This window comes from Tropicimonas sp. TH_r6, from assembly GCF_033101155.1.
Taxonomy (GTDB): domain Bacteria; phylum Pseudomonadota; class Alphaproteobacteria; order Rhodobacterales; family Rhodobacteraceae; genus Tropicimonas.
Map to the genome: position 1 here is coordinate 18,417 of NZ_JAWMPX010000004.1, position 18,583 is coordinate 36,999.

An 18,583-nucleotide genomic window follows, 5' to 3' on the forward strand; every position below is an offset into this window, starting at 1 on the left:
AGATTGCTCATCACGCCCCCTGAAGTTTGGGAACTTGAATCAAGATCGCGCGGAGACCGAAACCAAATCAATGGGTCCAGAGCCTAACGGCGTCCGTCGCCGTCCCGGAGGGCGACCTGTCCCAGAGGCCCGGGGAAAAGCCTGTCCGGGGAGGGGGGGCGTTCAACCATCAACAGAATTACGAAACAGAGCCTTTCTGGGACCTCCACGGAATGTGGTTGAGGCGTTCGGTCTTCTGCCGGAGTCAGGCCTCCGGCACGCGACCGTCCCGCTCCAACAATTCGCCATGCTTGCGCCCGGCGAGCATCTCGCGTGCCTTGGCATATTCCGGGTCGTTCCAGAACATCAGGCAACCGTTGCAGCCACGGCCACAGCATCCCTCGACGCCCTTGCGCGACGAACGGGCGCGCTTGTTCACCTCTTCGGCCGAGATTGCTTCCTGCAACTCGCCCACCTGCCGGCGATAGGCACCCTCGCGACCGGTCTCGCCCAGTTCGATCTTCTGCGCCGTCCGGTCCAGCCGAATGCGGCGCCAGTCGTCTTCGGGCAGCATCGATTCCTTGCGGATGATGGTCAGCGGCGGGAACGCATTGCGGATGGCCTCCGGATCCTCGCGGTCAAACGCGCTCCAGGGGACGAAGACGCGGTGTCCGAGCGAGCCATGGACCACGTCCAGCAAGACATCTTCCTCGTCTTCACCTGCGCCAACAATCTCGAATCCGTAAAGCCGCAGCAGCACCGAGTCCCGCTCCGGATCCGGCGGCAGGAATTCCAGCACATCGCCCGCGTCGATCCGATTGCGGATCTCCAGCACCAACCCATCGTCGCGCAACTCGGACACCTTCGCGGCATATTCCCAAGGCGCAGTCGATTTGGTGTGATCGTAGTTATGGGCGTGGTTCTTCAACCGGCCCTCGTGAAAGCCAATGGTGAAGCCCCGGTTCGTCGCGCCTTCCAACTCCTGCATGAAGGGTTCGGGCGACCATCCTTCGGGATCGCGATACCAGGCGTCGATCGCCCGACGATAGGCGCGGGTGACGGTGGCCACGTAATAGGCGCTCTTGTTGCGGCCCTCGACCTTGAGGCTGTCCACGCCGATGGACAGAAGCTGGTCGAGCTTCGGCATCATGCACATGTCCTTGGAGTTGAGGATGTAGCTGCCGCGCAGATCCTCTTCCAAAGGCATGAACTCGCCCGGGCGCACACCTTCCTCCAGCAGGAACTCAAAGAGCTCGCTATTGTGTTCGTTCAGCTCGATCTCCTGCGAGGTGCCGTCCTTGAGCTTCAGGTGAAGCTTGTACATCCAGCGGCAGGAATTGGCGCAATTGCCCTGGTTGGCGCCCCGTTCGGCGAGGAAATTCGAGAGCAGGCAGCGCCCCGAATAGGTCATGCACATGGCGCCATGCACGAAGGTCTCCAGCCGGATGTCCGGGCAATGCTCCCGGATCTCGGCCAGCTCGGCAAAGCTCACCTCGCGGGCGAGCACCACAAGCTCCGCCCCTTCGTCCTTCCAGTAATCCACCGTCAGCCAGGAGCAGACATTGGCCTGGGTCGAGACATGCAGGGGCAGTTCGGGGGCATGTTTGCGCAGGTAACGGAACACGCCCGGATCGGCGATGATCACCCCGTCGGGCCGAATCTCGCGCAGCACCTCCACGTAGTCGGCGAGCTTGGCGATATCCTTGTTATGCGAGAACAGGTTGAGCGTCAGGTAGACGCGCACCCCATGCGCATGGGCAAAGGCGACGCCGGTGCGAACGTCGTCCAACGAGAATTTCGATTTCGTCCGGAGCGACATGTCGGGCGTCCCGAGATAGACGGCGTCGGCACCGTAGAGCACGGCGATCTGAAGCCGTTCCAGCGAGCCGGCGGGCATGAGCAGTTCGGATCGGCGGGGCGGTTGCGCGTTCATGATGTCCTGTCCTTCGGGAATCGTGGGGTTCTAGCCCGGGAGGGCTCTCGGCGCCAGTAAAAGCACCGCAAGGGAACCGAAGACCCCATCTTGCCAGACCGCGCGGAAAGGCAGAACACTGGTCCCGAAAGGGAGGTCAGCCATGAAGAAGGATCTCTTCTGCCCACCGAACGCCGCCGCTATACGCCCAGCCGGGCACCGCCTCCGAGCGTCGCAGGGCAAGCTGGATTGCCTGTTCCAACCACTCGAAGCAACCGGCGTACCGCTGGGCGGCATAGGGACCGGCACAATCACCCGCGCCTCGGACGGACGGTTTAGCCGCTGGACTCTCAAAGGCGGAGGCATTGCCGATTTCACCATGCCCGCCAATGGGTTCCTGCTGAGGGTCAAACCCGAAGGTGCGGCCGCACAAGCCCGGGCGCTGCAACCCGCGCCGGACAGGAAAGAGATGTCCAGCTTCCAGTTCGAGACAGAGGCGCCGGACTGGGGCGGGCTCTTCCCCCTCGCCTGGCATCGCCACGCGCCGCTGGCCGGGATCGAGACGACCTGCCGGTCCTTCTCGCCCGTTATCCCGGGGGATCTGCAATCGGCGAGCCTGCCTGTCTCGATCTTCCGCTGGCGCCTCACCAACCGGGGCGATACGCCGGCCGAGGTCTCTCTTGCCTTCACCTTCGCCAATCTGAACGGCTGGTTCGACAGTTTCTCCGAAACGCGCCCGGCCCGGGTCGCGGCGGGCTGCTACAATCATGGGATGGAGCTGAGCGGCGGCACAGGGCTGTTTCTCGACCGTCGCCAGGTGGCCGCGGAGCCGCCCGAAGGCTCTGGCCAATGGGCGATTTCCATCGCGGCGGGAGAGGCCGCGCAGTACAGCCGGACCATCTGTTTCGACGCGACGGGCGACGGATCCGAACTCTGGTCCGCCTTCCATGAAACCGGTGATGCACCGGATTTCGGGGACGGATGGGTCTCGGAGAGCGGCTTCCGGGAGACGGCGCCGGGACACCCCGCCGGGGCGGTCTGCGCCCGACTCGACCTCGCGCCAGGCGAGAGCCGGGAGCTTACCGTCACGCTTGCCTGGGACCTGCCCACCCTCTCCTTCGGACAGGGCCGGCGCTGGTTCCGGCGCTACACCGGGGACTGGGATTGCTCGGGCCGCAACGCAACCGCACTGACGGAGCATGCACATCGCCATGCTGCGGACTGGTCGGCGCGGATCGCGGACTGGCACGAGAGCATCCGGAACAGGCTCGGCGACGCGCCGCATCAGGCAGGGTTGGCCATCAACGAGTGCTATTTCCTCACCGGTGGGCTGAGCGTTGCGACCTCGGCGCAGGGCAGCCCGGACGGGCGGCCACGTTTCGGCATTATCGAGTGCCACGATTACGCGCTCTACAACACGATGGACATGTGGGTCTATGCCGCCGAGGCCGTGTCGCGCTTCTTCCCCGAACTCGCCGCCGGCGTGGCGCAGGATTACGCGGAATTCCTTTTGCAGGAGGACCGGAACCAGCGGCGGCACCGCTGGGACAAGAGCCTATTCCCGCTCAACCCCGCCGGCACATGCCCGCATGATGTCGGCGGGCCGGGCGAGGATCCCTTCGTGGTTCCTAACTCCTACAGCTATCGCGACAGCACGATCTGGAAGGACCTCAATTGCGATCTGGTTCTTTGCCTCTATCGCGAAGGTCGGCAGATGCCGGTCGACTGGCGCCGCGCCCGTTTCCCGGCGGTCAAAGCAGCGCTCGATCACCTGCAGCGCTATGACCGGGACGGCGACGGTCTGATCGAGAATGACGGCATCCCGGACCAGACGTTTGACAACATCCCCATGACCGGTCCGTCAAGCTATTGCGGCGGGCTCTGGATCGCAGCGCTGCTGGCCGGGGCTGCGCTGGCGACGGAGATCGGGGAAGCCAGCCTCGCCCGGAGCTGGCGCGAACAGGCCGAGGCCGCAAAACAGGCTTTTAATGCGCGGCTCTTCAACGGCGCCTGGTTCCGGGTCGACACGGACGGCCCGTTCTCCGAGGCCTGCTTCATCGAGCAGCTTTTCGGCCCCTTCCTCGCCAAGAGGCTGGGACTGGGCGATATCGTGCCGCAGGATCACGCCCAAAGCGCGCTATCCGAGATCTTCGCGCGAAACTTCCTGAAGGCTGGCGGCGGCGAGGGCGCGGTCTCGATCACCGGCCTGACAGAGGCCGCCCGGGCCGCCCTGCCGCATCAGGACGACACGAGCTTCCAGACCTCCGAGATCCAGCCCGGCTTCAATTTCAGCCTCGCTGCCCAGCTCGATCTCTGGGGGATGGGCGCCGAAGCCGACCAGTTGCGGGCCGCGCTCTGTCACCAGCTTCACGAGCGGAACCTGTCCTTCCAGACGCCAGCGGCCTTTGACCGTGGCACGCGGAACTGTCGGGCGATCCTGAACATGCGGCCGATGGCGGCGGCCTGGGCCTTCGGGGAGGGGGTCTGATTCAACGCGTCACCGCTCTTCGCAGAGATATCGGGGTCGCAAAACAGGCCGTTTTCTGTTGAACTGCACGGGATGATGCAACCCAACACCTCCCCCTTGCCCGCATTCGCGCGGCGTCTGAAACGACAGCGGATTGCCATCGGTCTGAAGCAGGCGGCGCTGGCGCATCTGCTCGGCCTGAACCAGACGACCGTGTCCCGTTGGGAGAGTGGCCGCCAGATTCCCGATCCGGCGATGCAGCAACGGGCGCTGGAATGTGTCGCCGCGCGCCGAACCGACGATGTAGCACTGAAGCGGCTGGTCGAGAGTTCGACCCTCGCGATGCATCTCGTCGATGACGCCGACCATACCTGCCTTGCCTATTCGAAACGGCGCGCCCGGGACTGGCATACAACGGGTCGGCAGATGCTCGGTACGTCGCTCTGGCGCTTCGCCACGGACGAGATCCGGAAGGCCGAACAGGCGCTGGCAACGCAGGGCTGGTGGGACGAGGCCCTGCCCGCTCCGCGCAAGGTCTTCACGTCCGAAGCGATCTATCCTGAGCTGCGGATCAGCCCGGGCGGCATGCTCTGGGAACGGATCTATCTCGCGGACGGCACCCCCGCACGGCTGGTCACGGGGATCGACGCGGACGCATAATTCATGCGTGGCCTTGCAGGACCGGCTCCGATAGCAGGGGGCCCATGACAGTCACATGCCCCGCCCTCATTCAGGTCCTGCTGCTGTGGTTTGCCGGCCTTGGCGCGGCGGCGCAGTTTGCCAAGATCGCGGTGCCCTTCGCGCAGGTGCGCGCCGCCTACCCGGAGACCGGCGACGAGATCGGCTGGCTTCTTTCCCTGATCAGCCTCGTGGGCGCGGTTCTCGGCGTTGTCGCCGGTGATCTGGTCCGGCGCTTCGGCGAAAGACGTCTGCTCATCGCGGGGCTGTTGCTCGGGGCCGCGATCTCGCTCTGGCAGGCCAGCCTTCCGCCCTTCCCGCTGATGCTGGCGAGCCGCCTTCTGGAAGGTTTTTCGCATCTCGCCATCGTGGTCGCCGCGCCGACCCTGATTTCCCGGATCAGCCATGCGCGCTTCATTGGCGCCGCCATGACGCTCTGGAGCACGTTCTTCGGGGTCTCCTTCGCGCTGGTCGCCTGGGTCGCGTTGCCGCTTCTGGGCGACGGCGGCATCCCGACCCTGTTCGCGAGCCATGGCGGTTTCATGATTGCGATCGCCGCGCTTGTCGCCCTCTCCATCCCGGAGCAGGCACGGGAAACCGGCCCCGACGCCCTTCCCGCATCCGGGATCATCGCGACCCATGTGAAAGCCTATCTCTCGCCCCATATTGCGGCTCCGGCGGCTGGCTGGCTCTTTTACACACTGACCTTCGTCTCGTTGCTGGCGCTCGTGCCGGAAACACTGGCGCCAAAGGATGCGGCCTGGGCGGCCGGGCTGATGCCGCTCGTCAGTATCGCGGTCTCGATGCTGACCGTGCCGATCCTGCTGCGGCGCGTGTCAGGCGTCAGCGTCACAATGCTCGGCTTTGCCCTGGCCATGCCGCTGGTGGCGCTTGCGGGCCTGCTCGACCAGCCGCTGGTCTTCGCCATCGCCCTCTTCGCCGCGCTCGGCCTCGTGCAGGGAGCGAGCTTCGCCGCCGTACCCGAGCTCAACCCCGATCCTGGCGACCAGGCCCTCGCCTATGGGCTGCTGGCGCAGAGCGGCAATTGCGGCAACCTGCTGGGCACGCCGATCCTGCTCGCCATTCTTGGCGCGCAGGGACCGGGCGGCATGTATCTCTCCGTCGTGGCGATCTACCTCGGAGGTTTTCTGGCGCACCTGTTGCTTGCGCAGCGGCGCGGGGTCGCACGGAACTGACCGCGCGCAGCTACACCTTTTCGGCATCCATCACATTGGACTTCACGGCCACGAAGCTGTCCGGCGTCACCGAGATCGAGTCGATCCCGGCGGCGACAAGCAGCCGCGCGAAGCCCGGATCGTTGCTCGGCGCCTGTCCGCAGAGCCCGATCTTCGCCCCGGCCGCATTGGCCTTGGCAATGACCGTCTCGATCATCCAAAGGACAGCCGGGTCGCGCTCGCGGAAGAGATAAGCCAGCCCCGCGCTGTCGCGGTCGATTCCGAGGGTGAGCTGCGTCAGGTCGTTGGAGCCGATGGAGAAGCCGTCGAAGCGCTTGGCGAATTCCTCCGCCACGATGACGTTCGAGGGGATCTCGCACATCACGTAGACCTCAAGCCCGTTCTCGCCCCGAACCAGCCCGTGTTCGGCCATCACCGCGAGCACCTTGTCGGCCTCCTCGGGCGAGCGGCAGAAGGGGATCATGACGAGCACATTGTCGAAGCCCATCTCCTCGCGCAGCCGCTTGATCGCGAGACATTCCAGCGCGAAGCCGTCCCGATAGGCGTCCGAATAGTAGCGCGAGGCGCCCCGGAAGCCGATCATCGGGTTCTCCTCGCCCGGCTCGAACTGCGCCCCCCCAAGAAGGGCCGCATATTCATTGGTCTTGAAGTCGCTCATCCGCACGATGCAGGGGTTCGGATACCAGGGGGCCGCAATACAGGAGAGCCCCTGGGCCAGCTGTTCGACAAAGAAATCCTCGCGGTTGGCATAGCCCTGTGTCAGGGCGTCGATCGCCGCGCGGTCGGCATCGGATTTGAGCTCATCGTAGCGGGTCAGCGCCAACGGGTGGACCTTGATCTCGTTGCTGACAACGAACTCCATCCGCGCCAGACCGACACCATCGGCCGGCAACCGCCACCAGCGCATGGCTGCGCCCGGGTTGGCGAGGTTCAGCATCACCTTGGTGCGGGTCTCGGCCATCGCGCCGAGCTGGGTTTCCTGCACCTCGATATCGGCCTTGCCGGCATAGACCATGCCACGGTCGCCCTCGGCGCAGTTCACCGTCACCATCTGGCCGTCATGCAGAACATGCGTCGCCTCGCCGGTGCCGACAATGGCCGGCAGACCAAGCTCACGACTGACGATTGCCGCGTGGCTGGTGCGCCCGCCATGATCGGTGATGATGGCGGAGGCGCGCTTCATGATCGGGACCCAGTCCGGGTCGGTGATCGAGGTGACAAGGATCGCACCATCGACGAAGCGCTCGATATCGGCGGCGCTCTCGATCAGGCAGACCTCGCCGGTCGCAACCGACAGACCGACGCTCAGCCCTTCCAGCAACTTCTCGCCGGCATGCGTCACCCGGAAGGATTTCAGCACCTCGCCAACGGCGCGGGACTGGACCGTCTCTGGCCGGGCCTGGACGATATAGAGCTTGCCGGTCTCGCCATCGCGCGCCCATTCCATGTCCATCGGCATGCCGTAATGGTCTTCGATGGTGCAGGCCATGCGCGCGAGATCGAGGATCTCGGCATCCGACAGCACGAAGCGCGCCCGCTCCTTGCGCGAGCAGGCGACGTTGCGGGTCTTGGCCCCGGTCGCGCCGCCATGGATCATCTTGATCTCCTTGGCCCCCAGCGCCTTGCGCAGGATCGGCGTGACGCCGGGCCGGCTGAGGAAGGGTTTGTAGACCTGGTACTCGTCTGGATCGACGGCGCCTTGCACCACATTCTCCCCCAGCCCCCAGGCGGCGTTGATCAGCACCACCTTGTCGAAGCCGGATTCGGTGTCGAGCGAGAACATCACCCCCGAGCCGCCGATATCGGAGCGCACCATGAGCTGCACGCCGATGGAAAGCGCCACGGCGAGATGGTCGAAGCCCTTCATGGTCCGATAGGAGATCGCCCGATCGGTGAAGAGCGAGGCGAAGCAGTGGCGACAGGCGCGCAGCAACTCCTCCTCCCCGCGCACGTTGAGGAAGGTCTCCTGCTGGCCGGCGAAGGACGCGTCCGGCAGGTCTTCGGCCGTTGCGCTCGAGCGCACGGCCACCGATGGTTCAACCACCCCGGCCCGAGCGCCCAGCGCCCGGTAGGCGGTCCGTATCTCATCCTCGATTTCAGCGGGCCAGACCCCGGCGCGGATCTCCGCCCGGATCATTTTGCCGGCTTCCTGCAAGGTGATGCGCTCGCGCGCGAGATCCTCGAGGCAGGCCGCCACAACGGCATGCAGCTCGTTCTCCGTGATATAGCGGCGATAGGCGTCGGAGGTGGTCGCGAAGCCCGGCGGCACCGCGATCCCCTGCGCGCCGAGTTCGCGCACCATCTCCCCAAGCGAGGCATTCTTGCCCCCTACCAGCGCAACATCATCGCGCCGCAGTTCTTCAAACCAGACCAGATTGTCATGAGTGTCGTACATGGTCGCACCTCCAGAAGATCGACACAGGTATCCAACCCGAAGTCTACACCCTCCACGCCCGGCGCGCGTTGACCGGCGTCATATTGCGCTGCGCTCTCGCGAAAAACCTGCACCCCCCGTGGATTCGCGTGTCGAACGGTTCAGGCGTTGACGTGTGTCATGGCGCAAACGCGCCGCAGATGGGATAATCGCGACAGGAGGAATCCGACATGCTTGGGACGATCCGGAAAGAGTCCGGAGGGACTCGAGATGTGTCTCTTCCGGACCCGGACGAGACACGCAAGACATTCACCTGGGACATCGCGGAGGCCATGCTGGACGGCCTGCCGGACGGAGGCCTGAACATCGCCCACGAGGCGGTGGATCGCCACGTTCTGGCCGACAACGGAGCGCAGGTTGCGATCCGCTGGCTCGGCAAGGGCGATGCGCGGGAGGACATCACCTACCGCGACCTTGCCGAAAGGACATCGCGTTTCGCCAATGTGCTGACGGCGCATGGGCTGGAGCGCGGCGAGTCTGTCTTCGGCCTGATGGGCCGGGTGCCTGAGCTTTACGTCACCGCCCTTGGTACGCTGAAGGCCGGGCTTGTCTTCACACCGCTCTTTTCGGCCTTCGGCCCGGAACCGATCCGCACCCGGATGGAGATCGGCGCCGCGAAGGTGCTGGTGACGACCGCAACCCTATTCAAGCGCAAGATCGCGAAATGGGTGGATGAGATCCCGACGCTGAAGCTGGTGCTGATCGTCGGGGAGGAGGCGCCGGAGGGCTGCGTGGCCCTCGCGCCCGCGATGGCGGCGGCAGAGCCGGTCTTCGAGACCGCGCGCACCCGGCCCGAAGATCGGGCGCTGATCCATTTCACCTCCGGCACCACCGGCAAACCCAAGGGCGCGGTGCATGTGCACCAGGCGGTGATGTATCACGCCCTATCCGGTCGCTACGCGCTCGAGCTAACCCCCGGCACGGTCTACTGGTGCACCGCCGATCCCGGCTGGGTCACCGGCACGTCTTACGGCATCATCGCACCTCTGGTGAACCGCGTGACGATGATCGTCGACGAGGCGGAGTTCGACCTCGACCGCTGGTACAGGACGATCGAGCGGGAGAAGGTCGAGGTCTGGTACTCGGCGCCGACCGCGATCCGCATGATGATGCGGGCGGGCGACGACGCAACGAAGCCCTATGACTTCTCCGGCCTGCGCTTCCTCGCCTCTGTCGGTGAGCCGCTGAACCCGGAGGCCGTCGTCTGGTCCAACCGTGTCTTCGGCAAGCCCTTCCATGACAATTGGTGGCAGACCGAGACCGGCGGCATCATGATCGCCAATCTCGCCGCACAGGAAGTGCGCCCCGGCTCGATGGGCAAGCCGATGCCCGGCATCTGCGCCGGCATTGTCGAGCGCACGCCCGGTGGCGTGAAGGAGCTCGGCGATGGCGATATCGGCGAGCTGGCGCTGCGGCCCGGCTGGCCCTCGATGATGCGGACCTATCTTGATGAGCAAGCCCGCTACGACAAATGCTTCGCCGATGGCTGGTATCTCTCCGGCGATCTCGCGATGCGGGACAAGGAGGGCTATTACTGGTTCGTCGGGCGCGCCGATGACCTGATCAAGTCCTCCGGCCACCTTGTCGGCCCGTTCGAGGTCGAAAGCGCGCTGATCGAGCATGAGGCGGTGGCCGAGGCCGGAGTGATCGGCGTACCGGACGAGACCGCCGGCGAGGTCATCAAGGCCTATGTGACGCTGAACCCGGGCTTCACGGCAGACGAGGCGCTAGAACGCGCAATCCGCGGCCATGCCCGCAAAAAGCTCGGCCCGGCGGTCGCGCCCCGCGAGATCGTCTTCCGCAACACGCTGCCCAAGACCCGTTCGGGCAAGATCATGCGCCGCCTGCTGAAGGCGCGCGAACTTGGCCTGCCCGAGGGGGATATCTCAACCCTGGAGACTGACGAGACATGACCGTGATCGACAAACCGCGCCTGACGCGCGAGCACGTCCTGTCGCTGCTGACAGGAATGATCCGAATCCGGAAGTTCGAGGATAAATGCGCTGAACTCTATCAGCAGCAGAAGATCCGCGGCTTCCTGCATCTCTATGACGGCGAGGAGGCGATTGCCGCCGGGGTGATCCCGGTGCTGGGGCCTGATGACAAGATCGTCGCCACCTATCGCGAGCACGGCCAGGCGCTGGCACGCGGGGTGCCGATGACGACCGTCATGGCGGAGATGTATGGCAAGGCCGAAGGTTGCTCCGGCGGACGCGGCGGCTCGATGCATATCTTCGACGCTGCGACCAATTTCTACGGCGGCAATGCCATTGTCGGCGGCGGCTTGCCGCTCGCCGCAGGCATCGCGCTGGCCGACCGGATGCGCGCCGCGCCGCATGTCACCGCCTGCTTCTTCGGCGACGGGGCCGCAGCCGAAGGCGAGTTCCACGAAACGCTGAACCTCGCCGCACTCTGGAACCTGCCGGTGCTCTTTGTCTGCGAGAACAATGGCTATGCCATGGGCACGGCCATCGCGCGCTACGATTCCGACACCGACATCCACCGCAAGGCACAGGCCTATGGGCTGGAAAGCCGGCAGGTGGACGGGATGGACGTGGTCGCGGTCGAGGCCGCCGCACGAGCGGCGGTGCAGTTCATCCGCGAGACCGGCAAACCGGTCTTCCTCGAATGCCGGACCTACCGGTTCCGGCCGCATTCGATGTTCGACGCCCAGCTCTATCGCAGCAAGGAAGAGATCGAGGACTGGCGCAAGCGCGGCCCGATCCACCGCTTCCAGGACTGGGCGCTGCAGAGCGGGCTGCTTCATGCCGAGGACGTAACACGCATCCACACGGTGGTCGACGCCGAGATCGCCGAGGCGGTGGACTTCGCCGAGGCCGGCACCTGGGAACCGGTGGCGGATCTCGCGAAGCACGTCATGGCGACGCCGCGCCCCGATCCGGTCACGGCCCGGCCTTCGGGCCAGACCGAGGAGATGACCTATCGCGAGGCGGTCAAGCAGGGGCTCAGCGAGGCGCTGACGCGGGATGACCGGGTTTTCCTCATGGGTGAGGATGTTGGTGCCTATGGCGGCTGCTACGCGGTCTCCAAGGGGCTGCTGGACGCGTTTGGCGAGGATCGCATCCGCGACACGCCGCTCTCTGAATCCGGCTTCACCGGCGCGGGGATCGGCGCTGCGGCGGCAGGCATGCGGCCCATCGTCGAGGTGATGACGGTGAATTTCTCGCTTCTGGCGCTGGACCAGATCCTCAACACCGCCGCCACGGTGCGGCACATGTCGGGCGGACAGTTCGGCGTGCCGGTGGTGATCCGAATGGCAACCGGCGCGGGCAAGCAGCTCGCCGCCCAGCATTCGCATTCGCTGGAGGGTTGGTTTGCTCATATCCCGGGGCTGAAGGTGCTGGCGCCAGCCACGCTGGAGGACGCGCGCGGAATGCTCTGGACCGCGCTGGAAGATCCGGACCCCGTGCTGATCTTCGAGAACGTGATGCTCTACAACCGGACCGATCAGCTCGACACCAATGCCGGCCCGGTGGATATCTCGAAGGCCGCAATCCGGCGCAAAGGCGGAGACGTGACGCTCATCACCTATGGCGGCTCGCTCTACAAGACGCTGGAGGCGGCCGAGGAACTGGCCAGCGAAGGCGTCTCGGCCGAAGTGATCGACCTGCGCGTCCTGCGTCCGCTGGACGATGCGACGATCATGACCTCGGTCGGGCGCACCCGTCGGGCGGTGATCGTGGACGAGGGCTGGAAGAGCGGCTCGCTCTCGGCCGAAATCGCGGCGCGCATTCATGAACAGGTCTTCTGGAGGATGGACGCGCCGGTCGGGCGGATCTGCTCGGCAGAGGTGCCGATCCCCTACCCGGCCCATCTCGAACAGGCCGCAATCCCGCAGGTGCCGCAGATCGTTGCGGCGGCGCGGGCCACGCTGGGGAGGTGAATGATGGGTGTTTTCCAGATGCCAAGCCTTGGCGCAGACATGGAGGACGGCACGCTCGTCGAATGGCTTGTCGCGCCGGGAGATGACGTGAAACGCGGCGATATCGTCGCCGTGGTGGAGACCCAGAAAGGCGCCATCGAGATCGAGATCTTCGAGGCAGGGATCGTGCAATCGCTTGACGCGGAACTCGGCGCCCGACTACCCGTGGGCGCCCCGCTGGCAACGATCCTGGCCGAGGGGGAGGCGCCGCCACCTGCCCCGGCGGCGCCGACAGACGAAGCGGAGGCAGAGCGGCACGAGATCGCGCCGACCGCAACCGCGCCACCGCCGCCCGAAACCCGGACCATCACCTTTGGAATTGCTGCCTCGCCGGCCGCGCGCCGACGGGCGGCCGAGGCCCATATCGAACTGGCCGGGCTCGCGGGGAGTGGCCCAGGCGGGGCGGTGATGCTGCGTGACGTCGAGGGCATCGCGCCAGCGCAAGACTCCCCGGCTCGAAAACCGAGCGATGCCATGGCGGAAATGCGCAAGGCCATCGCGGCGGCGATGCAGCGCTCCAAACGCGAGATCCCGCATTTCCAGCTCAGCCAGAGCGTCGACATCCAGACCGCCTCGGACTGGCTTTCCGCACGCAATGCGGATCTGCCACCGGCGGAGCGCATCCTGCTCGGAACACTCTTCCTGAAGGCGGCGGCCCTTGCCGCCGCCAAGGTCAAGGAAATGAACGGGCATTATGGCGATGACGGGTTCATACCCGCGCGCGCGGTCAATCTCGGCGTCGCGGTGGCGCTGCGCGGCGGCGGCTTGATCGCCCCGGCAATCCCGCAGGCCGACGGGCTTTCACTGCCCGATCTGATGGCGGCGATGAAGGATCTTGTCGCCCGGGCACGGGCCATGCGCCTGCGCTCCTCGGAGATGACCAGCGGCACGCTGACCGTCTCCAGCCTCGGCGAGAAAGGCGCTGACGCGATGGCTGGCATTATCTTCCCGCCACAGGTGGCGCTGTTGGCGATCGGCGCGCCGAAGCTGCGGCCCTGGGTGGTGGACGGCGAAGTCGTCCCGCGCCTGCTCGCCACATTCACCCTCTCGGCGGATCACCGCGTCAGCGACGGTCGGCAGGCCAACCGCTTCCTCGCCGAGATCGACGCACAATTGCAGAAACCGGAGGCTCTATGACACAGGATGACGCAAGAGCGATCTTTCTGGAGGAACTGGTAAAGGTCGCACCCGATCTCGACGCCGAGGACATCGCGGCGGAGGATCATATCCAGGACGATCTTGAGCTGGACTCGATGGATGTGCTCAACCTCGTCGCGGCGCTCCATGCCCGGCTCGGGGTGGATATCCCTGAGGCCGATTATGTACAGATCGCCACGCCAGCGCTGGCGGCAGCCTATCTGAACGGGCGAATGGCGGCCTGACCGGACAGCGACGAAGCCTAAAGGTCCCGCTGTGCGCCCGCTACAGGGCTTCCGCCAGCACCGACTGAAATGTCAGTCCAGCCCGTGCCTCAAACCCAACAAAAAAGCCGCCCATCGGGGCGGCTTCCTCGTCTCGGAAAGGGGCGATCTTACTTGATCTTGCCTTCCTTGTAGTCAACATGCTTGCGCGCAACCGGGTCGTACTTACGAACAACCATTTTCTCGGTCATGGTGCGGGCATTCTTCTTGGTCACGTAGAAATGACCGGTGCCGGCGGAGGAATTCAGCCGGATCTTGATCGTTGTCGGTTTTGCCATCGTCTGTCTCCTACAACGGACCGGTGGCCCGTGAAATCTGAGCCATGCCTTTTACTGTAAGCGTAAACAGAGTCAACCCCAATCGCCCCGATCCGGGGGCGAAGGAAGCAGGCGGCGGCAATTGATCTGGCGGCGGCCGGAGCGCGCCGTCAGGCGAGAGGCGGAACCCCCAGTTTCGCGTGGATCTGGTCCCGGATGTCGTCGTCGATCTGAAGCGCGTCGGCAAGCTGGCGAAGATACTCCGCCTCCGCAGCGTGATCGAGACGAATCGCGGCCAGTGACGTGGCATAGACCTGTTCCCGCGCAGCTTCCGCCGTTTCATTGGCAAGCCCGGTCACGTCGATCGGTTTTTCCAGTTCCGCCTTGACGAAGGCGCGCTCTTCCTCGTTCGCCTCGGTCAGGTGGTCGAGGATCGCCTGCTGTTCCTGCGGGTCGATTTTCCCATCGGCCTTGGCGGCCTGGATCATCGCGCGGATCATCAGTTGGGCCTGCGCTTCGACGGCTTCGCCTGCGGGTGTTCCGCCAAAGATCGAGGACATCATGTCGGCCGACTGCTTGGAACCCGCCGCAGCAGCGCCTTGCAGGGTGTTCATCAAACTGCCGAGGCTCGCGGCGCCTGTGCCTGCGGCGGTCGCCGTTCCAGCGCCCATCTGGCCCATGAGTTCCTTTACCTTTTCGGAGCCTCCCGGCAATCCGAACTGATCGGCGAGCTTGCCGAGTTGTTCGGCAGCGCTGCTGTCGCCCGCGCCTTGCAGCATGTTCTGTACGCCGGCCATGCCGCCCATCTTGCGATACTGTTCTGCGCCCTTTGCGGCGGCGAAACCGGCGCCAACGGCCATAAGCGTTTTCAGAAAACTCATTCTACCCTCCCTGGGAACACCATTGAGATTGCATAGCACAAACCATGCAACAGGCAAAAAACCTGTTTCTGCTCTGGAGAATATGCGCGGATGGCCTGTAAGCCGGATTCTGTTCCAGGGCTCAGCACCCCTTCGATGACCATTCCTCTTGGCGCGCCGTTGCCGACGCACTCTAGCTGCCTACCCGACCTGCCTGGGGCTGAAGCGGCCCTGGGGTCAAGCCCCGCGGAGGTCCTATCTGGCATTGCTCCCGGTGGGGCTTGCCGTGCCAGGGCTGTTGCCAGCCCCGCGGTGGGCTCTTACCCCACCGTTTCACCCTTACTGCGCGAACGCAGCGGTCTGTTCTCTGTGGCGCTTTCCGTCGGGTTTCCCCGCCCGGGCGTTACCCGGCACCGTTGCTCCAGGGAGTCCGGACTTTCCTCGCGGCGCTTGCACGCCCCGCGGCCATCCGGCCATCCGCGCCTGACGGATTTAGGCGTCGCCCGGACCGGGGTCAACCGGGAAGCGCGTGGCGAGGTGTCGGGCAAGCACAAGATCGGCGGAAGAAACGGGTCCGCTGGCTTGTTGTCTGAAGCGGGCGCGGAAAGCGTCGAGCACCGGGTTGGCCGATCCGTCCGTAGGGTAGCCAATCCGCTCGCAGGCCTGTTTGAAGTTCTGTTCGAGGCGGGCGGGTTCCTCGGGGACCGAGCCCCCCTCGTCACCCGCGCAGGCCGCTGGCCAGCAGGCCAGGCCCCGGCGGGCGAGGCGATGCCAGTCGAAGCGGCGGCCGGGATCGATCTTGCGGCCCGGCGCCATGTCGGAATGGCCGATCACGCGGGAGGCGGGGATGCTGTGGCGTGCCTGGATATCCGCGAGAAGCGTTTCGAGGCGGGACAAGAGTGGCTCGCTGAAGGGGCTCGTGCCGTCATTGTCGAGCTCGATGCCAATGGAATGACTATTTACATCGGCGCGCCCGCCCCAACTCCCTGCACCCGCGTGCCAGGCCCGGTCGGTTTCCGAAACCAACTGCCAGCAAGTGCCGTCGCGACCGATCAGGTAGTGAGCGGAGACCTCGATCTCGGGATCGCAGAGCCGCTCCAGCGCCGCCGGTGCGCTTTTCATCGCGGTGTAGTGCAAGACGATCATATCCGGTTGTGCGCCGCCGCGCCGAGGACCGAAACTCGGCGATGGATGCCAGCGGCAACCCGGCGCCTCAGCCACCGACAGCACGGCGATAGCGACCGGGATCCCAGTTGCAGGCATAGCCGTCCCCATCCGGGTCGATGCCAAACCGATCCTTCTGTGGGCCACCGGCCTCCATGAAAGCGAATTGCGCCATGTCGTCGGAACCATAGCCGGCACAGTTGCGTTCCGCCTTGGCGCGGTTCGGCAATGTGCGGGTATAGAGCGTCTGGCCGACGGGCTGGGTCGCGGAGAGCGCATAGGCGACGATATCGGGACCGGTGTCGTTTGGCCGGACCGGAACATCCACCGGGGCGGCAGTGTTGCCGCCCAGATAGGCAGCTCCAGCGGCCGTCGCCGTCAGCGGCGCGCTCGTTGGGAGTGGCGTCGCGGCGGTGCTCGGCGGTGCGGCGGTGCCGATCCCGGCGGCGGCCAGGTCCCCGGCACTCAGGGTGGGAGCGCCCGATGCCGTCGGCGCGCCGGTGGCTTCGGGAGACCCGCTGGGGCGCGAACTCGCCAGCTGGGCATTCCGTTCGGCCCGGATTGCAGCATCGCTGCGCTGGTAGGTCGCGTAGTCGTTGACCCCCGCGCCCGCCGCGCTGTCCGGGACTTCGGGGTCACAGGCGGACAGTGCCAACACGCTGGCCGCCGCAAGTCCGAATTGCCTCATCGGATCACCTGCTCGTTCTGGTTTTCGTTACCGAACCCCTACCACCAGCGACCCGGTTTGGCCACGAATCCTGCTGAACTCTCCAGAGACGCGGCGATGTTCAGCAAGTCGCCCTCTTCCCAAGGCCGCCCGATCAATTGCAGCCCGAGCGGCAGACCTTGCGCGTCAAGACCGGTCGGCACCGAGATGCCCGGCAGTCCGGCAAGGTTCACCGTCACCGTGAAGACGTCGTTGAGATACATCTGCACCGGATCGGCATCGGTCATTTCGCCAAGGCCGAAAGCCGAGGACGGCGTGGCGGGGGTCAGGATCGCATCGACACCGGCCTCGAAGGCCAGATCGAAATCGCGCTTGATCAGCGCGCGGACCTTGCGGGCGCGGTTGTAATAAGCGTCGTAGAAGCCAGCCGAGAGCACATAGGTGCCGATCATAACGCGGCGCTGGACCTCGGCGCCGAAACCCTCGGCGCGGGTCTTCTCGTACATCTCGGTGATGCCGTCGCCCTGTGCCAGCGACGCGCGGCGACCGAAGCGGACACCGTCATAGCGGGCAAGGTTGGAAGAGGCCTCGGCGGGCGCGATCACGTAATAGGTCGGCAGCGCGTATTTCGTATGCGGCAGCGAGATATCGACGATCTCGGCGCCCGCATCGCGCAGCATGTCGGTGCCATCGGCCCAGAGTTTCTCGATCTCGGCCGGGGTGCCTTCCATGCGGTATTCTTTCGGGATGCCGATTTTCTTGCCGCGAATGTCGCCAGTGATGGCGGCCTCGAAATCCGGCACGGGCAGGTCGGCCGAGGTGGAATCCTTGGGGTCGTGACCAGCCATGGCGCCGAGCATGATCGCGGCGTCGCGGACCGACTTGGTCATCGGACCGGCCTGATCCAGCGAAGAGGCGAAGGCGATGATGCCCCAGCGGGAGACACGGCCATAGGTCGGCTTGAGGCCCGTAATACCGGTGAAGGCGGCAGGCTGGCGGATCGAGCCGCCAGTGTCGGTGCCGGTTGCGGCGAGGCAGAGGTCGGCCGCCACGGCGGAGGCGGAGCCGCCCGAGGAGCCGCCCGGCGTGAGCTGGGCCTCGTCATTGCCGCGCCGCCAGGGGTTCACGGCATTGCCATAGGTCGAGGTCTCGTTGGACGAGCCCATGGCGAACTCGTCCATGTTCAGCTTGCCGAGCATGACCGCTCCGGCCTGCCAGAGCTGAGTGGTGACGGTCGACTCGTATTCCGGCTTGAACCCGTCGAGGATGTTGGACGCGGCCTGGCTCGGAACGCCCTGGGTGCAGAACAGGTCCTTGATGCCAAGCGGGATGCCGCACATCGGGTTCTCGGCGCCGCCCTGAATGCGGGCATCGGCGGCCTCGGCCTGTTTCAGCGCGATCTCGGGGGTCTTGTGGACGAAAGCGCCGAGCGCATCGGCCTTCTCGATCTCGTCGAGACAGGCTTGCGTCAGCTCGGTCGAGGTCACGTCGCCGGCGCGCAGCGCATCACGGGCATCGGCAATGGTGAAACGGGTAAGTTCTGTCATCTTTCAGAAATCCTTATCGGGCGTCTAGAACGGACGGGCTCCGCCCGTTCGCGGCTGA

The 18,583-nt window shown here is 65.5% G+C and carries 14 protein-coding genes and 1 other RNA gene; 7 read left to right on the forward strand and 8 right to left on the reverse strand.

Annotated elements, in window-relative coordinates; genetic code table 11:
* Positions 1-244: 244 nt before the first annotated feature.
* On the reverse strand, positions 245-1,912 hold the full coding sequence (locus tag R3X27_RS05575) for a U32 family peptidase (protein ID WP_317707845.1): 1,668 nt from the start codon (positions 1,910-1,912) through the stop codon (positions 245-247).
* A 142-nt stretch (positions 1,913-2,054) separates the two neighbouring features.
* On the opposite strand from R3X27_RS05575, the gene R3X27_RS05580 reads away from it, so the two are divergent.
* From R3X27_RS05580 to R3X27_RS05590, 3 genes are all read left to right on the forward strand, one after another.
* The gene (locus R3X27_RS05580; RefSeq protein WP_317707846.1) at positions 2,055-4,379 is read left to right on the forward strand and encodes a GH116 family glycosyl hydrolase; all 2,325 of its coding nucleotides are present in this window, start codon (positions 2,055-2,057) and stop codon (positions 4,377-4,379) included.
* Positions 4,380-4,451: 72 nt separating this feature from the next.
* A complete protein-coding gene (locus R3X27_RS05585) occupies positions 4,452-5,018 on the forward strand; it encodes a helix-turn-helix transcriptional regulator (RefSeq protein WP_317707847.1) in 567 nt (188 codons plus the stop codon).
* Between the two features lie 44 nt (positions 5,019-5,062).
* Complete coding sequence (locus tag R3X27_RS05590) at positions 5,063-6,232, forward strand: MFS transporter (RefSeq protein ID WP_317707848.1); 1,170 nt, start codon at positions 5,063-5,065, stop codon at positions 6,230-6,232.
* Positions 6,233-6,242: 10 nt separating this feature from the next.
* On the opposite strand, the gene ppsA is transcribed toward R3X27_RS05590, so the two are convergent.
* Positions 6,243-8,627, reverse strand: a complete 2,385-nt coding sequence (gene ppsA / locus R3X27_RS05595; protein ID WP_317707849.1) for a phosphoenolpyruvate synthase — start codon at positions 8,625-8,627, stop codon at positions 6,243-6,245.
* Between the two features lie 251 nt (positions 8,628-8,878).
* Between ppsA and acsA the strand changes: the two genes are divergently transcribed.
* Genes acsA through R3X27_RS05615 form a run of 4 tightly spaced genes read left to right on the forward strand, consistent with a single transcriptional unit; the run spans position 8,879 to position 13,991 of the window.
* Positions 8,879-10,579, forward strand: a complete 1,701-nt coding sequence (gene acsA, locus R3X27_RS05600) for an acetate--CoA ligase (protein WP_317707850.1) — start codon at positions 8,879-8,881, stop codon at positions 10,577-10,579.
* Complete coding sequence (pdhA, locus tag R3X27_RS05605; RefSeq protein WP_317707851.1) at positions 10,576-12,570, forward strand: pyruvate dehydrogenase (acetyl-transferring) E1 component subunit alpha; 1,995 nt, start codon at positions 10,576-10,578, stop codon at positions 12,568-12,570. The genes acsA and pdhA overlap by 4 nt, the downstream gene beginning before the upstream one ends.
* On the forward strand, positions 12,571-13,746 hold the full coding sequence (locus tag R3X27_RS05610; protein WP_317707852.1) for a dihydrolipoamide acetyltransferase family protein: 1,176 nt from the start codon (positions 12,571-12,573) through the stop codon (positions 13,744-13,746). It abuts the gene before it with no gap.
* Positions 13,743-13,991: an acyl carrier protein gene (locus R3X27_RS05615; RefSeq protein WP_317707853.1), complete on the forward strand. Its 249-nt coding sequence runs from the start codon at positions 13,743-13,745 to the stop codon at positions 13,989-13,991. The genes R3X27_RS05610 and R3X27_RS05615 overlap by 4 nt, the downstream gene beginning before the upstream one ends.
* 149 nt (positions 13,992-14,140) lie before the next feature.
* Here R3X27_RS05615 and rpmG read toward each other — a convergent pair whose 3' ends face one another.
* The 6 genes from rpmG to gatA form a co-directional block, all read right to left on the reverse strand.
* The gene (gene rpmG, locus R3X27_RS05620) at positions 14,141-14,308 is read right to left on the reverse strand and encodes a 50S ribosomal protein L33 (RefSeq protein ID WP_317707854.1); all 168 of its coding nucleotides are present in this window, start codon (positions 14,306-14,308) and stop codon (positions 14,141-14,143) included.
* A gap of 149 nt (positions 14,309-14,457) precedes the next feature.
* Entirely contained in the window at positions 14,458-15,168 is a 711-nt protein-coding gene (locus R3X27_RS05625) for a DUF533 domain-containing protein (protein ID WP_317707855.1), read from the reverse strand.
* Between the two features lie 82 nt (positions 15,169-15,250).
* Positions 15,251-15,628, reverse strand: an RNA gene (gene rnpB / locus R3X27_RS05630) — RNase P RNA component class A.
* Between the two features lie 11 nt (positions 15,629-15,639).
* Positions 15,640-16,293: an N-acetylmuramoyl-L-alanine amidase gene (locus R3X27_RS05635; RefSeq protein ID WP_317707856.1), complete on the reverse strand. Its 654-nt coding sequence runs from the start codon at positions 16,291-16,293 to the stop codon at positions 15,640-15,642.
* A gap of 67 nt (positions 16,294-16,360) precedes the next feature.
* Positions 16,361-16,999 carry a hypothetical protein gene (locus R3X27_RS05640; RefSeq protein WP_317707857.1) on the reverse strand — a complete coding sequence of 213 codons (639 nt, stop codon included), beginning with the start codon at positions 16,997-16,999 and terminating at the stop codon, positions 16,361-16,363.
* 38 nt (positions 17,000-17,037) lie between these two features.
* Positions 17,038-18,525 (reverse strand): Asp-tRNA(Asn)/Glu-tRNA(Gln) amidotransferase subunit GatA, encoded by a 1,488-nt coding sequence (gene gatA, locus R3X27_RS05645; protein WP_317707858.1) that lies wholly within the window; start codon positions 18,523-18,525, stop codon positions 17,038-17,040.
* Between the last annotated feature and the right edge of the window lie 58 nt (positions 18,526-18,583).